This is a genomic window from Nocardia sp. NPDC050378 (assembly GCF_040655675.1).
GTDB classification, from domain to species: Bacteria; Actinomycetota; Actinomycetes; order Mycobacteriales; family Mycobacteriaceae; genus Nocardia; species Nocardia coubleae.
The window spans coordinates 11728-26020 of record NZ_JBFAKI010000013.1 but is presented as its reverse complement, the minus strand read 5'-3'; the positions used below and the strand labels follow the sequence as shown (position 1 = coordinate 26020).

Here is a 14293-nt window from a genome sequence, read left to right as displayed (position 1 = left end):
GTAAAGTCCGGTGACGCGATTCCGAGACTAACGCCGCCGCGCGAGCCGTGCCGTCGGAAATCCGGCTTCCCCGCCGGTAACTTGTGAAACGCCGACGGCCCGGCCGTTCGATCGACAAGTCGATCGTCAGGCCGGGCCGTCGATGCGGTCCGCGCGGATATCAGTCGCGAGTGAGCTTGCGGTGCGTAACCCGGTGCGGGCGAGCGGCTTCCGCACCCATACGCTCCACCTTGTTCGCCTCGTAGGCCTCGAAGTTGCCCTCGAACCAGAACCACTTGGCTTCGTTGTCGTTGTCGCCTTCCCACGCCAGGATGTGGGTGCAGGTGCGGTCGAGGAACCACCGGTCGTGGGAGATCACGACGGCGCAGCCCGGGAACTGCTCGAGCGCGTTCTCGAGCGAGCTCAGGGTCTCGACGTCGAGGTCGTTGGTCGGCTCGTCGAGCAGGATCAGGTTGCCGCCCTGCTTGAGGGTGAGCGCCAGGTTCAGGCGGTTGCGCTCACCACCGGAGAGCACCCCGGCCGGCTTCTGCTGGTCCGGGCCCTTGAAACCGAACGCGCTGACGTAGGCACGCGAGGGCATCTCCTGGTTGCCGACCTCGATGAAGTCGAGCCCGTCGGAGACGACCTGCCAGACGTTCTTGTTCGGGTCGATGCCCGCGCGGTTCTGGTCGACGTAGCTGAGCTTGACGGTCTCGCCGACCTTCACCTCGCCGCTGTCGGGCTCCTCGAGCCCGACGATGGTCTTGAACAGCGTGGTCTTACCGACACCGTTGGGGCCGATCACACCGACGATGCCGTTGCGCGGCAAGGTGAACGACAGATCCTTGATGAGCTGACGATCGCCGAAGCCCTTGTCCAGGTGCGAGACGTTGACCACGATGTCGCCGAGGCGCGGACCCGCGGGGATCTGGATCTCCTCGAAGTCCAACTTGCGGTGCCGCTCGGCCTCGGCCGCCATCTCCTCGTAGCGGCCGAGACGGGCCTTGTTCTTGGCCTGCCGAGCCTTGGCGCCGGAACGAACCCAGGCCAGCTCCTCCTTGAGGCGCTTCTGCAGCTTCTGGTCCTTCTTGCCCTGCACCTCGAGACGCTGAGCCTTCTTCTCCAGGTAAGTGGAGTAGTTGCCCTCGTAGCCGATGGCCCGACCGCGGTCGAGTTCGAGGATCCACTGCGCGACGTTGTCGAGGAAGTACCGGTCGTGGGTGACGGCGAGCACGGCGCCCGGGTAGGAGGCGAGGTGCTGTTCGAGCCACAGCACGCTCTCGGCGTCCAGGTGGTTGGTCGGTTCGTCGAGCAGCAACAGGTCGGGCTTGCTCAGCAGCAGCTTGCACAGCGCGACGCGGCGACGCTCACCACCGGAGAGGTTGGTCACCGGCTCGTCCGGCGGCGGGCAGCGCAGCGCGTCCATGGCCTGCTCGAGCTGGGAGTCGACATCCCACGCGTCGGCGTGGTCGAGGAACTCCTGCAGCCGGCCCATCTCGTCCATGAGCTCGTCGGAGTACTCGGTGGCCATGAGCTCGGCGATCTCGTTGAAGCGATCCAGCTTCACCTTGACCTCGCCGAGGCCCTCCTCCACGTTGCCGCGGACGGTCTTCTCCTCGTTCAGGTCCGGTTCCTGCATGAGGATGCCGACCGAAGCGCCGGGCGCGAGGAACGCTTCACCGTTGTTCGGCCGGTCCACCCCCGCCATGATCTTCAGCACGCTGGACTTACCCGCGCCGTTCGGGCCGACCACGCCGATCTTGGCGCCGGGCAGGAAGTTCAACGAAACGTCGTCGAGAATGACCTTGTCGCCGTGCGCCTTGCGAACTTTGATCATCGAATAAATGAACTCAGCCATATATGGAAGCCTATCGGTGCGGGTAACGGGCGTGCGATGCGGAGCGGGGGCCGGTGCCGCGGACCTGCCCTCAGGCGTCGACCTGCGCGGGAATGCCTTCGATCGGCATCTCGTCCGGCGATCGCGCCGGGAGGGAATCCGCCGCGGACGTAGAGGCTACGGCAGAACGGTCGTCGGGCGCATACTCGCCCTCCGCCCCCGGCGGTGCGGCAGCCGACAATACAGCGCCCTGATCGCCCGGAATATTCCGTACCACGTGCGGGGTGAACCGCGCCGCCTCCGATCGTCGCTGGATCGTGGCGCTGCACCGACCAATCTGCGCCAGCAGCAGGCACCGCCGACATCTGGGGACAACTTCTCGGGTTGTGGATATCCGTCGTGTCAGAGCATGGGCAGTTCGGTATTCGCCCCGCACAACACCACGATCGGCCGCACGCCCGGCTCCGGGGTGTAGGCCCCGCTCTGCACCGCCGCCAGCGCGGACGCGCCCTCGAGCTCGACGACCACCCGGAATTCGCGCCACAGGTACTCGCGCGCACGGGTCACCGCGTCGTCGGCCACGCCCAAGGCCCGCATCTGCTGTCTGCTGGCGATGTCGTAGGCGATATCGCCGACCCGGGTCGCGCACATCGGTTCGTCGCCCGGGGACGGCGCGGCGACCTCGACCGGCCTGCCCGCCGCGAGCGCGGCCGACAGTGCGGGCGTGTGCTCGGATTCCACACCGACGATCTGCCGTCGCCTGCCGAGCGCGGCTCCGAGCCCGGCGATCAGCCCGCCGCATCCCACGGCCGCCAGTACCGGCGGTCGCCCACGGACCTGTTCCTCCAGCTCTAGACCGATGACGCCCGCGCCGGCCACCACCGCGGGAATGTCGTCGGCACGCAGGTGCCCGGCGCCGCGCTCGGCCGCCAGGGTCACCGCGTGGCGCTCGGCCTCGGCGAAGGTCGCGCCGTGCCAGAGCACCTCCGCACCGTGCGCCCACATGGCCGCGACCTTCGTGTGCGGTGCCGATTCGGGCACGACGACCGTGCATTCCTTACCGAGCTGCGCCGCTGCCAGCGCGAACGCGATCCCGGCGTTGCCACCCGAGGCGACGACAACGTGCTCGGCGGACGCCTCGGCCAGCAGCGCGTTGAACGCGCCGCGCACCTTGAAGGTGCCGCCGTGCTGCAGGAACTCCATTTTCAACGACACCGGAACCGGTCCGTCGGGCCCGTCGACGCTGGTGTGGAACACCGGTGTCTTACGCACCCGCCCTGATAATCGGCGCCGAGCCGTGCGCACATCGGTCCGCAGCACACGCGGGGTCCCGACCGGTCGGCTCGTCTGGCTCGCCGGTATACCGCATTCGGTCACGGACGCACCTCGCGGTCGCGACGCGCGAGTTCGGCGTACATCGCGTTGTAGGCGTTGAGTTCGGCGTCGTTGTCGCGGTCGGCCGCGCGGTCGGTGCGCTTGGCGAGCCGCTGATCGCTGCGTGACCACTGGATCAGCAGCGCCAGCATCACCACGACCAGCGGCACCTCGCCGCTTGCCCAGGCGAAGCTGCCACCGTTGCGCTGGTCGGCGAGCAGGTCGATATTCCAGCCCAGGTCGAGGGCGCGATAGAACCAGCCACCGAGGACGGTCGTCATGCTCATCAGAGCGATACCGAAGAAGGCGTGGAACGGCAGGGTGCCGAACACCATGGCCAGCTTGGTCAACGGCGCCACCTCACGCGGTTTGGGATCGATGCCGATCACCACCCAGTAGAACAGATAACCGCTGATGAGGAAGTGCGCGTTCATCATCAGGTGGGCCGCGTGCGAATCGACGGTGGCGTCGAAGATCCCACCGAGGTAGAGCGCGTAGAACCCGGCCACGAAGATCACCGACGCGACCACCGGCTGGGTGAGGAACCGCGAGACCGGGTTGTGCACGGCCGCGAGAATCCACTCGCGTGGACCGGGAATCCCGCCGCGACCGGCCGGCGTGAGCGCGCGCAGGGCGAGAGTCACCGCACCGCCGAGGGCGAGCAGGATCGGCGCGAGCATCGACAACGCCATGTGCGCGCCCATGTGCACGCTGAACATCGCAGGCGCGTACCGGCCCACACCCGAGGAGGTGGCCAGCAGCAGCACGAGGCAACCGCTGACCCAGGCGATGGTCCGGCCGAGCGGCCAGGCGTCGCCGCGGGCGCGCAGCCGGTACACACCGAGCAGGTACAGGGCGGCGAGCACGATGGCGAGGGTGCCGAAGATCAGGTCGAACCGCCAGTCGAACAGCAGCCTGCCGACGGTCGGCGGGCCGTCGACGGTGTAGCCCAACTCCACCTCCGTCGGCGTGGGGATGGATGTCGGCGGCGGAGGTGGCGTGCGCCCGAGACCCACGGCGAGGCCGATCGTGGCGGCGAAGATCAGCATCTCCACGCCGGCGAACCGGATCAGCGCCGCGCGATCGCGCGCGTCGGCCGCCAGCGCGGGCAGTGCGGCCCGTCGCTGTAGGAAACCGATGCCGGCGAGCAGCACGAGGGCCGCCGTTTTGGCGAGCACGAGCCTGCCGTACGTGGTGGTGAACAGCTCGGCGGCCGGCACCCGAACCCAGGCGTTGATCACACCGCTGAGCGCGATGACGACGATCGCGACGGTCGCGGCCAGCGAGAAACGCCGGGCGGCGACGTCGGTATCGGCGCCGCCGCGCATCGCGTGGGCGAGCACCGCGACCAGCCCACCGACCCACACCGCGGCCGAGATCATGTGCAGGATGAGCGAGTTGGTCGCCACGTCGTGCGAACCGCCCGAGGACGAGTGCCCGGTCAAGGCCAACGGCATCATGGTGCCGATCGCGAGCGCGAGCAGGATCGGCGTCCAGCTCCAGCGCAAGGCCAACCGGCACCCGATCGCGAGAACGAGGGCGAGCACGGCGGTCGTTCGCCACGCGCCCGCCACCTCGACCTGAGCGATCACCGGCCACAGCACCTCGGGCCGCCAGATCGAACCCACCGGCTGACCCGTCGTATCCGACACCGTCAGCGGCACGAGCAACGCCGCGCACACCGCCCAGACGATCGCCGCGTCCGAGGCCCGTCGCACCGCCCGGTACCCGCCCGCCTCGAGCAACCCGCTGTCTTTCGGCGGCAGCAGGAACGCCGCGAACAGCAGGGAGCCGACCGTCACGGCGGCGGACAGGTCGGCGAGGGCCCGCAACGCGGGCAAGCCGTACGTGGTGAGCGCGCCGGGATCGGGAATCCCCAGCAGACTCAGCGCCTGCGCCGCCGACAACGCGACGACGATCGCCGCGACCGCCGCGGTCATCGCCCCGGCAATCGCACCGAGCGCGCCGAACGCCCGCCCACCCGCCGAGGAACCGCTGCCCGTCGCGGCCGCCCGATCCGTCTCCGCCGGTCCAGCGCCGTCGCCGACGGTTCCTGCGGAGCGGTCTTGCGATAACGACATGTCAACGAGGGTAGTTCGACCTGCTCCCCCGCGCGCCCATGGGGCGTCGCTCCCAACCCTGCCCACCACCCGGTCGGTCGCTATACTTTTCGCGCTGGACACCGACGCCGACATCGACAAAGGTGAATGCGTCTGCCTCCGTAGCTCAGTTGGATAGAGCAAGGGCCTTCTAATCCCTAGGTCGCAGGTTCGATTCCTGCCGGGGGCGCAGTGCCGATGGGCACGGAGTCGGCGCGTTGCGAACGACGCGCCGATTCCGTCCTCCTGGCTGGTAGCTCGCGCTCACCGACAACCTGCGTCGTCGTCTCATGAGAACGGGAGAACCAGGATGAGTGTTTCGCTGGCGTCGCTGGGACATTCGACGGTGAGGCTGACCGGCGAAGACGGCGTGGTCGTGGTCGATCCCGGCGTCTTGGCGCCTGCGGAAGCCTTCGAAGGCGTCGCCGCGTTCCTGGTCACCCACGACCACGACGACCACGTCGACATCGGACGAATGACTTCCGCGCTGGCCACGCGACCCAGCACCCGGGTCCTTGCTCCGCAATCAGTTGTCGACAAACTGGCGGCCGCAGGCGCCGAATCTCGGCAGCTGGAACGAGCCGACGAGAACAAGCGTGTCGATCTCGCGGGCCTCGGGGTGCGGACGATTGTGGGCGAGCATGCCGCGATCCATCCCAGCTTGCCGACCTCGCCGAACGTCGCCTACCTGATCGACAACCGGATCCTGCATCCCGGCGACGCCTTCCCGCCCTTGCCCGGCGGCACAACGCTCGACGTGCTGTTTCTGCCGGTGAGCGGGCCCTGGATGCGTTACGCCGATGCCGTGGACTACGTCGACGCGACCCGGCCGGACCTCGTGATCCCCATCCACGACGGTGACCTCAACGACATCGGCCGGACCCTGACCGATCAACTGGCAGGCCTGCTGCCCGAGAACGTCCGCTACCAGCGCCTCGAAATCGACACACCGATCACCGTCTGAACCGTCCTCGACTCCGCACCCGGGTCTCGGTGCCTCAGCTGTCCTGGTCCGGGCCGAAGAGGTCGGCGACCGGGGTATGGGCGTCTACGGCCACGCCGATGTCGGCCAGGGTGACGGCGATCGTGTTGACGATCCAGCGTTGCAGGACCCGTGACAGCTCGTCGGCGGTGAGCGGTTGCATGCCTCGGCTGAGCCAGCGGTTGACCGAGTTGTCGACCATTCCGACGAGACCGAAGGCCAAGGGCTCGGCGACCTCGGTTGTCCCGCCGTGGCGGGCGATGCTGATCGCGAAGAGGCGTGCGGTCTGCACCGCGACGGCCGTGCGGGCGTCGGAGACCGACGGGGAGCTGCCGACGACTCGTTTCGACCCGGCGGCCAGGAATCGATGTAGGTGCGGATTGGTGACGATCCAGCCGATATAGGTTTCGACCGCTCTGGTGACCGCGTCGCCGACGGTGCCCTCCGGGTTGAGGACGGGGGTCAGCCGGGTCATCAATTCGGAGATGATGCGGGTGCGGACCTGTTCGTCGAGGTCGTCGCGGTCGCCGAAGAGGCGGTAGACCACCGAGCGTGGGACGCCCGCGCGTGCGGCGATGTCCTTGACGCCGACCCGCGCGCCGTCCTCGCGGATGGCGACGACGGCGGCGGCCAGGATCTGGTCACGCCGTTCGGCCTTGTGCCCGTCCCACCGCTGCGATCGACCGTCGGACGAGGTAGCGGGCGCGGCGGATTCCAGATTCGGCACAGTCGGACCCTACACCGCGAGGTCGGAGGTGGATTTGCCCGCGAACAGGGCATCGACGCAGGGCGGGTGCTGTCCGGCCGTCACGTGATGACAGCCGGACAGCGGACCGTTCAGCATGGTTACGCGCTCGGCGCCGCGTCGCGCGGCAGCCCGAGCATGCGCTCGCCGATGACATTGAGCTGGACCTCGGTCGTGCCACCGTAGATGGTGGTGGCACGGCCGGCGATGAGCTGTTCCATCGCGTGATCGCTACGCTCGCCCGGCACCGAGACGACACCGGCGACCCCGAGTTCGGCGACGATGAACTCCGAGATCGCCTGTCCGAGACCCATACCGAGCAGCTTTCCGACGCTCGAGGTGGTGGAGACATCGATGCCGGACAGCTGCTTGAGCACCACCCGGGAACCGATCACATCCACCGCCCGGCTCTCGGCCATCAGCTCGCCGACCCGGTAGCGGGCCACCGGCGACAGGTCGCGCCCGATCGCGAATCGCAGCAGGTCGGTGTCGGTGGCGTAGGCCTCCATCTTCTGGCTCAGCGCCACCCGCTCGCCCGCCAGGGTCGTGCGGGCCACGTGCCAGCCGTCGTCGACCGCGCCGACCACGTTCTCGTCCGGGATGAACACGTCGTCGAGGAACACCTCGTTGAACAGCGCCGACCCGGTCATCTCCCGCAGCGGACGCACCGTGATACCCGGGCTCGACATGTCGAGCACGAAATAGGTGATGCCCTCGTGCTTCGGCTTGTCCGGGCTGGTGCGCGCGATCAGCATCGCCCACTGCGCGAACTGCGCGACCGTGGTCCAGATCTTCTGGCCGGTGACCCGCCAGCCACCGTCGACCTTGACGGCCTTCGTGGTCAGGCTCGCCAGGTCGGACCCGGCACCCGGTTCGCTGAACAACTGGCACCACACGAGTTCACCGCGCAGCGTCGGCACGACCAGTTCGCGCTTCTGCCGTTCGTCACCGTGCGGGACGATGGCGCCGACCGCCCAGGTGCCCATCAGCAACTGCGGCATCGCGATACCGGAGGCCTTGATCTCCTGCGAGATCACCACCTGCTCGAGCGGCGAGGCCGAACGGCCGTACGGGCGGGGCAGGTGGGGCAGGTTCCAGCCGCCGTCGCCGAGGGCGACGAGCTGGTCGTCCTCGTCCTCGATCGCCGCGATCTCGGCCAGCTCGGCCCGGATACCCGCCCGGATCTGCTCGGCTTCCTCGGGCAATTCGAGCTCGTTCGAGAGGGTGACCCCCGACAGCGCGTACCCGGCGACAGTCTCGGCCCGTTCGTCGCGCCCGCCCAGCTGACCACGCAACGCGAGCGCGCGCCGGTAGTACAGGTGCGCGTCGTGTTCCCAGGTGAAGCCGATACCGCCGTGCACCTGGATGCAGTCCTGAGCCACCTCGACGGCGGCGTCGGGAATGATCAGCGCGGCGATCGCGGCCGCGTAGTCGGCGGTGTCGTCGTCGCGGTCGAGGGCGTAGGCGGCGTCCCACAGCACGGCGCGCGCCTTCTCGAGCGCGATTCCCATGTGCGCGCACTTGTGCTTCACACCCTGGAACTGCCCGATCGGGCGACCGAACTGCACGCGGGTCTTGGCGTACTCCGCCGCGGTCGAGACGCACCACGACATCACGCCGACGGCCTCGGCGCCGAGCACGACCGCCGCCACCGAGCGCACCCGGGTCGAGGTCACCGTGAGCACCCGCTCGGCGGGCACCTCGACGGCGTCCGCCTGCAACCGCCCGGCACCGCGCAGCACGTCGACGTTGTCCTGCGTGCTCACGCTCAGCTCGACGTTGTCGAGCGCGATCCACTGCCGTTCACCGTCGACGGTGACCGGTGCGATGAGCACATCCGCCGACAACGCCCCGATCACACCGTCGGCCGTGCCGTCGACGATCAGCGCGCCGTCGCGCAGCTCACCGGTCAGCGACGACGACAGCGCGACCGCACCGGTACGCGAGCCGTCGGCGAGACCGGGCAGCTGGGCACGCGCCCACGCTCCCCCGTCCTGTGCGAGCACCGCGCTCGCCAGTACCGTCGGCACGAACGGCCCGGTGTGCAGGCCGCGGCCGAGCGGCTCGAGGGCGACGGCCAGCGTCAGCAGGCCCGCACCCTGTCCACCGAGGTCCTCGGCGATGTGCAGGCTCAGCAGATCCTGCGCGACGAGGGAGTCCCAGTAGGGCAGCTTGCCCGCATCGGTGGATTCGACTGCCGCACGGACGGTTTCGCTGGTGATAGTGCGCTCGACGAATCCGCTCACCGCGTCGGCGAGGGCCAGGTGGTCCTCGCTGACGCCGACACCGAGCTCATAGCTGTTGCGCGCCATGACTAGCTGCTCTCTTTCAGCTGCGCGGCGACCCCGTCGATGGTCCACGGGCCGTCGGTCTCGACCGTTCGCACGTCGTGCCAGCCGCCGAGTTCGATGATGGCGCCGCCCTGCACCGCGAAGACCTTGCCGGTGAGTGGGCAGTCGGCCTCGGCCAGGTGCGCGACCAGCGGGGAGATGTTGGCCGGGGAGAACGGGTCGAACTCGCCCTCGGGCACCTCGGCGGCGAACAGCGCGCCCATGCCAGGGGTGGCCAGGGTGAGCCGGGTCCGCGCGATCGGGGCGATCGCGTTCACCCGCACGCCGTAGCGCTCGAGCTCGTCGGCGGCGACCAGTGTGAGCGCGGCGATGCCCGCCTTGGCGGCGCCGTAGTTGCCCTGGCCCGCGTTGGGCATGAAGGTGCCCGAGGCCGAGGCGGTGTTGATCACCGACGCCGAGACCTGGTTACCGGCCTTGGTCTGCGCCTTCCAGTACGCGGCGGCGTGGTGCAGGGTGGCGGCGTGGCCCTTGAGGTGCACGGCGATGACCGCGTCCCACTGGGATTCGTCCATGCTCGCGATGAACGCGTCGCGCAGGATGCCCGCGTTGTTCACCAGTACGTCGAGCGATCCGTATTCGCTGATCGCCTGGTCGACAAGGGCTTTCGCACCTTCCCAGGTGGCGATGTTGTCGGTGTTGGCCACGGCCTGGCCGCCCGCGGCGACGATCTCGTCGACCACCTGCTGGGCCGGGCCTGCATCGGTTCCGGTGCCGTCGTTGGCGCCGCCGAGATCGTTGACCACGACCTTGGCGCCCTCGCGGGCGAACAGCAGCGCGTGTTCGCGACCGATACCGCGACCGGCACCGGTGATCACCGCGACGCGACCGTCAAGCTTTCCCATAAGTCTTGTCTCCTAATTGAATTCGACGCGGCCGTCGGTGATGGCGATCTGGCCCGCGGCTTCGGTCTCGAAGGCGTAGGCGCGCACGCCGGAGTCGGCGGACCCGGTCGGCCAGAAGGTGGTGGTGATCTCCTGGCCCGGCAGGACGGGCTTGGCGAAGCGCACGGCCAGTCGGCGCAGGCGGGCGGTCTGGCTGTCGGCGAGTTCGGTCAGCGCCGCCCAGGAGGTGAAGGCCATGGTGCACAGGCCGTGGTTGATGATGCCGGGGAGCCCGGCCATCTGCGCGATCTCGTCGTCGAGGTGGATCGGCATCGGATCGCCGGAGGCCGGCGAGTACCGGAAGGTCTGATCCTTATCGATGAGGGCGGTGACCCGGGCGGCGGGCTCGCCCGCGCGATCGGCGTCGGTGATGCGGTGCTCCGGTGCGGCCTCGCCTTCACCGGGGCCCGCGTCGACCTTGCGGAAGAACGCGGTCATCCATTGCTCGTTGACGAGTTCGCCTGCCGCGTCACGGGTTTCGGCGTAGACGACGACGGTCGATCCATTGGGCCTGCCGACGTACCCGATCGGCTTGGCTCGCACGACCAGTTCGTCGCCGGGCCGGATCGGTCGGTGGAACAGGAAGTCCTGCTCCCCGTGCACCAGCTTCATCAGCAATTCCACCGGGGCCACGGACAGCGCGGCGGGCGCCATCGAGGTGAACACCGGCACCACCGCGAACACCGGCGGTGCGACTTCCCCGTTGCGGTGGGCCGCGATCGGATCATTGGTCGCGGCAGCGTATTCGGCGATCCGCTCGGCGGTGACCGAGAAACGCTCCTCGTCGGTCCATTCCCCCAGGCCGGAGCCGTCGAAGACGACTCCGGCCGTGGTCGCGTCGGCGCTGCTCACGCCGCGGACCCGACGAGCTCGGTGAACTTGGCCATCGACTCCTTCAGATCCGCCTCGGCGTTCTTGGCGACGGCCTTGCCGATCGGGCCGACGATCATGGTGCCCTTGAACGAGGCGTCGAAGGCGGCCGAGGAACCGGTGGCGGTCGGCTCGACCTTCAGCACGAATTCCACGGAGACACCCGCCATGCCGGTGCCGGTGATCTTCAGGTACTTCAGCGGGTCGACCTCGGCCACGGTCCACTCGATCTTGTTGGCCATGTTCATCACCGAGACGACCTCGATGAATCGCGATCCGACGGTCAGCTCGGCGGGCAGATCCGAACGCCAGCCCTGGTGGATGGTCAGCCACTCCTCCCACGTCGCGAGATCACTCAGCTTCGCCCAGGCGGCTTCGGGGGTGATGGGCAGTTCGGTGGAGACGGACACAGATGCCATGGGAATACTCCTCGGTGAGCTTGGTGGAAATCAGCGGTTGGCCGGGCGGTAGGCGGTCACCACGACCGCGCCACCGAGACCGATGTTGTGTTGCAGGGCGATGCGCGCGCCGTCGACCTGACGGGCGTCGGCGGTGCCGCGCAGCTGCCAGGTGAGCTCGCTGCACTGGGCGAGTCCGGTCGCGCCGAGCGGGTGGCCCTTCGAGATGAGGCCACCGGAGGGGTTGACGACCCACTTGCCGCCGTAGGTGGTGGCCTTGTCGTCGACGAGACGACCACCCTCGCCCGCGGCGCAGAGGCCGAGCGCCTCGTAGGTGAGCAGTTCGTTGGTGGAGAAGCAGTCGTGCAGCTCGATCACGTCGATGTCCTCGGGCCCGATTCCGGCCTGGGCGTAGACCGCTTCGGCGGCGGTGCGCGACATGTCGGCGCCGACCAGGTTGATCGCGCTCTTGGTGGAGAAGGTGGTCTCGAGGTCGGTGACCATCGACTGCCCGACCATCTCGATCGCCTGGTCGGCGAGGTTGTGCTTGTCGACGAACGACTCGCTCGCCAGGATCACCGCGCCCGAACCGTCGGAGGTCGGTGAGCACTGCAACTTGGTGAGCGGGCCGTAGATCTGCTTGGCGGCCAGCACTTCTTCCAAGCTGTATTCCTTCTGGAACTGCGCGTACGGGTTGTTCACCGAGTGCCGGTGGTTCTTCACGCCGATCTGGGCGAACTGCTCGGCGGTGGTGCCGTAGCGCTCCATGTGCTCCTTGCCCGCCGCGCCGAACATGTACGGCGCGGGCGGCATGGCGAACTCCTGCAGTTCGGCCAGCGCCAGCAGGTGCCGCATCATCGGCTGCTCACGGTCGTCGTAGGTGGAGCCGAGCGAGCCCTTCTGCATCTTCTCGAAGCCCAGCGCCAGGGTGCAGTCGGCCAGGCCACCACGGATCGCCTGGGCGGCGAGGTAGAGCGCGGTCGAGCCGGTGGAACAGTTGTTGTTGACGTTGACCACCGGGATGCCGGTCATGCCGAGCTCGTAGACAGCGCGCTGTCCGGCGGTCGACTCGCCGTAGACGTACCCGACATAGGCCTGCTGGACCTGGTTGTAGTCGATTCCGGCATCGGTGAGCGCCTTGGTGCCCGCCTCGCGGGCCATGTCCGGGTAATCCCACTCCAGCGCGCCGGGCTTCTCGAACTTCGTCATGCCGACGCCGACGACGAACACCTTCTGTGTCATGTACGCACTCCTGTGTGTCGCGCGTCCCAAGTACGTGGGACTACGTGTACCAGGAAGGTATATTGGACATCGTGTCCCAGTCAATACCTTGAGGTGCGCAAATTCGCCGGTCACGCCGATGTTCGAATCATGGGAAGTTGCGACCCGTCGTGTAAGTGAGACACGATGTCCAGGTCAGCGCATGCAGAGTGATGGAGGGAAGACGATGGTCGGATGGGGCACCGCGGTGCGCAACATCGGCGCCTTGTTCCGGGAGGGGATAGAGCCCTACACCCCCACACCGTCGGTCGACGTGTACGACCACCCCCATCGGCGGCTGCGGTGCTATCGCCGCACCACACCGGCCGCCGGCAACCCGATCCTGCTGGTCCCGCCGCTGGCGGTCACGATCTCGTGCTACGACCTGCGGCCCGACCAGAGCCTGGTCGAGTTCCTCCTCGGCCTCGGCCGTGCGGTGTACGTCATCGACTACGGCGAGATCACCTACGCCGACCGTGATCTCGGCTTCGAGGAGTGGGTCGACGACATCGTGCCCGACGCGATCCGCCGGGTCAGCGCCGAGCACGCCTACGCCCCGGTCGAGGTGATCGGCTGGTCGTTCGGCGGCACCATCAGCCTGTTGACCACCGCGGCCGACCCCGAACTCCCCGTCGCGTCGGTGACGGCGGTCGGAACCCCGTTCGACCAACGACGCAACGGGTCGATGTCGCTGGCCAGGTCGCTCGGCCGCCTCGCGCCGACCAAGATCGTCACCACGCCGGTGCGCCTACTCGGCGGCATCCCGAAACAAGCCGTGCGGATCGGCTTCCGCGCCCAATCGCTCGACCGCGAACTGACCAAACCGCTCTACATCGCGCGCCACGCCAACGACCCCGAATCCCTGGCCAGAATGCAGGCCGTCGACCGATTCATGGACACGATGCCGGGCTACCCCGCGCGCTTCTACTCGCAGGTGTACCGCCAGCTGATCATCCGCAACGAAATGTGGACCGGCACAGTGCATCTCAATGCCGAACACGCCGTCGACCTGACCGCGATCACCGTTCCGGTACTGCTGATCGGCGGAAACCGCGACACCCTCGCCTCCGCCGCGTCGGTAGCCGCCGGAATCGACGTCCTCACCGGAGCCCCCGTCACCTTCGTCGAAGTCGACGGCAGCCACCTCGGCATCATCGCCGGCCCCGACGCCCGCACCACCGGTTGGGCCGCGATCGCCGACTTCCTCGCCGCCACCACTGTCGACACCGACGAACTCCTGACCGGGACCGTCACCGCACACTGACGGTCCGGCCACGAGGGCACGTGATGAGCCGGACCGATGCCGTGTCAAGAGTGGGCGACAGGTAATCTTGCCCCTCATGTGGATCATTCTCGCCATCTCTGTGGTCAGCTCGGTCGCCATCGCGATCCTGTTCGCGACGGGGTTCCCCAAGGACTGACAACGATCGGCGAACAACGCCGTTTTCGTCCTGATCCAGGGTCGGCCGCCTAGAGTTGACTGATTGTGCGGGGCAATGCGGAGGGGGACGCGGGGA

The 14293-nt window shown here is 68.3% G+C and carries 11 protein-coding genes and 1 tRNA gene; 3 read left to right on the top strand and 9 right to left on the bottom strand.

Annotated elements, in window-relative coordinates; genetic code table 11:
* Positions 1 to 160: 160 nt before the first annotated feature.
* The 3 genes from ettA to AB0I35_RS24515 form a co-directional block, all read right to left on the bottom strand.
* Positions 161 to 1837, bottom strand: a complete 1677-nt coding sequence (gene ettA / locus AB0I35_RS24525; protein WP_357398619.1) for an energy-dependent translational throttle protein EttA — start codon at positions 1835 to 1837, stop codon at positions 161 to 163.
* A 381-nt stretch (positions 1838 to 2218) separates the two neighbouring features.
* Complete coding sequence (locus tag AB0I35_RS24520; protein WP_357398714.1) at positions 2219 to 3121, bottom strand: serine/threonine dehydratase; 903 nt, start codon at positions 3119 to 3121, stop codon at positions 2219 to 2221.
* Positions 3122 to 3189: 68 nt separating this feature from the next.
* Positions 3190 to 5271, bottom strand: a complete 2082-nt coding sequence (locus AB0I35_RS24515; protein WP_357398618.1) for a cytochrome c oxidase assembly protein — start codon at positions 5269 to 5271, stop codon at positions 3190 to 3192.
* Positions 5272 to 5405: 134 nt separating this feature from the next.
* Here AB0I35_RS24515 and AB0I35_RS24510 point away from each other — a divergent pair.
* Both AB0I35_RS24510 and AB0I35_RS24505 read left to right on the top strand, forming a co-directional pair.
* Positions 5406 to 5479 (top strand) — tRNA-Arg (locus AB0I35_RS24510).
* Positions 5480 to 5599: 120 nt separating this feature from the next.
* Entirely contained in the window at positions 5600 to 6253 is a 654-nt protein-coding gene (locus AB0I35_RS24505) for an MBL fold metallo-hydrolase (protein WP_357398617.1), read from the top strand.
* A 34-nt stretch (positions 6254 to 6287) separates the two neighbouring features.
* On the opposite strand, the gene AB0I35_RS24500 is transcribed toward AB0I35_RS24505, so the two are convergent.
* From AB0I35_RS24500 to AB0I35_RS24475, 6 genes are all read right to left on the bottom strand, one after another.
* Complete coding sequence (locus tag AB0I35_RS24500) at positions 6288 to 6998, bottom strand: TetR/AcrR family transcriptional regulator (protein ID WP_357398615.1); 711 nt, start codon at positions 6996 to 6998, stop codon at positions 6288 to 6290.
* 119 nt (positions 6999 to 7117) lie between these two features.
* Positions 7118 to 9328, bottom strand: coding sequence for an acyl-CoA dehydrogenase (locus AB0I35_RS24495; protein ID WP_357398613.1), 2211 nt, complete (start codon positions 9326 to 9328; stop codon positions 7118 to 7120).
* Positions 9329 to 9330: 2 nt separating this feature from the next.
* Positions 9331 to 10209 carry an SDR family oxidoreductase gene (locus AB0I35_RS24490; RefSeq protein WP_357398612.1) on the bottom strand — a complete coding sequence of 293 codons (879 nt, stop codon included), beginning with the start codon at positions 10207 to 10209 and terminating at the stop codon, positions 9331 to 9333.
* A 12-nt stretch (positions 10210 to 10221) separates the two neighbouring features.
* Positions 10222 to 11100 carry a MaoC/PaaZ C-terminal domain-containing protein gene (locus tag AB0I35_RS24485; protein ID WP_357398609.1) on the bottom strand — a complete coding sequence of 293 codons (879 nt, stop codon included), beginning with the start codon at positions 11098 to 11100 and terminating at the stop codon, positions 10222 to 10224.
* Positions 11097 to 11537, bottom strand: a complete 441-nt coding sequence (locus tag AB0I35_RS24480) for an SRPBCC family protein (protein WP_357398607.1) — start codon at positions 11535 to 11537, stop codon at positions 11097 to 11099. Before AB0I35_RS24480 ends, AB0I35_RS24485 begins: the two co-directional genes overlap by 4 nt.
* 30 nt (positions 11538 to 11567) lie before the next feature.
* Positions 11568 to 12758, bottom strand: coding sequence for a lipid-transfer protein (locus tag AB0I35_RS24475; protein WP_357398606.1), 1191 nt, complete (start codon positions 12756 to 12758; stop codon positions 11568 to 11570).
* Positions 12759 to 12939: 181 nt separating this feature from the next.
* Between AB0I35_RS24475 and AB0I35_RS24470 the strand changes: the two genes are divergently transcribed.
* Positions 12940 to 14040: an alpha/beta hydrolase gene (locus AB0I35_RS24470; RefSeq protein WP_357398605.1), complete on the top strand. Its 1101-nt coding sequence runs from the start codon at positions 12940 to 12942 to the stop codon at positions 14038 to 14040.
* The last annotated feature ends 253 nt before the right edge of the window (positions 14041 to 14293 follow it).

Excerpts from the sequence above, each read along its gene's own strand:
- ettA (WP_357398619.1), bottom strand. The coding sequence starts at position 1,837 with ATGGCTGAGTTCATTTATTCGATGATCAAAGTTCGCAAGGCGCACGGC.
- AB0I35_RS24515 (WP_357398618.1), bottom strand. The coding sequence starts at position 5,271 with ATGTCGTTATCGCAAGACCGCTCCGCAGGAACCGTCGGCGACGGCGCT.
- AB0I35_RS24490 (WP_357398612.1), bottom strand. The coding sequence starts at position 10,209 with ATGGGAAAGCTTGACGGTCGCGTCGCGGTGATCACCGGTGCCGGTCGC.
- AB0I35_RS24470 (WP_357398605.1), top strand. The coding sequence starts at position 12,940 with ATGCAGAGTGATGGAGGGAAGACGATGGTCGGATGGGGCACCGCGGTG.
- AB0I35_RS24505 (WP_357398617.1), top strand. The coding sequence starts at position 5,600 with ATGAGTGTTTCGCTGGCGTCGCTGGGACATTCGACGGTGAGGCTGACC.
- AB0I35_RS24480 (WP_357398607.1), bottom strand. The coding sequence starts at position 11,537 with ATGGCATCTGTGTCCGTCTCCACCGAACTGCCCATCACCCCCGAAGCC.
- AB0I35_RS24495 (WP_357398613.1), bottom strand. The coding sequence starts at position 9,328 with ATGGCGCGCAACAGCTATGAGCTCGGTGTCGGCGTCAGCGAGGACCAC.
- AB0I35_RS24475 (WP_357398606.1), bottom strand. The coding sequence starts at position 12,758 with ATGACACAGAAGGTGTTCGTCGTCGGCGTCGGCATGACGAAGTTCGAG.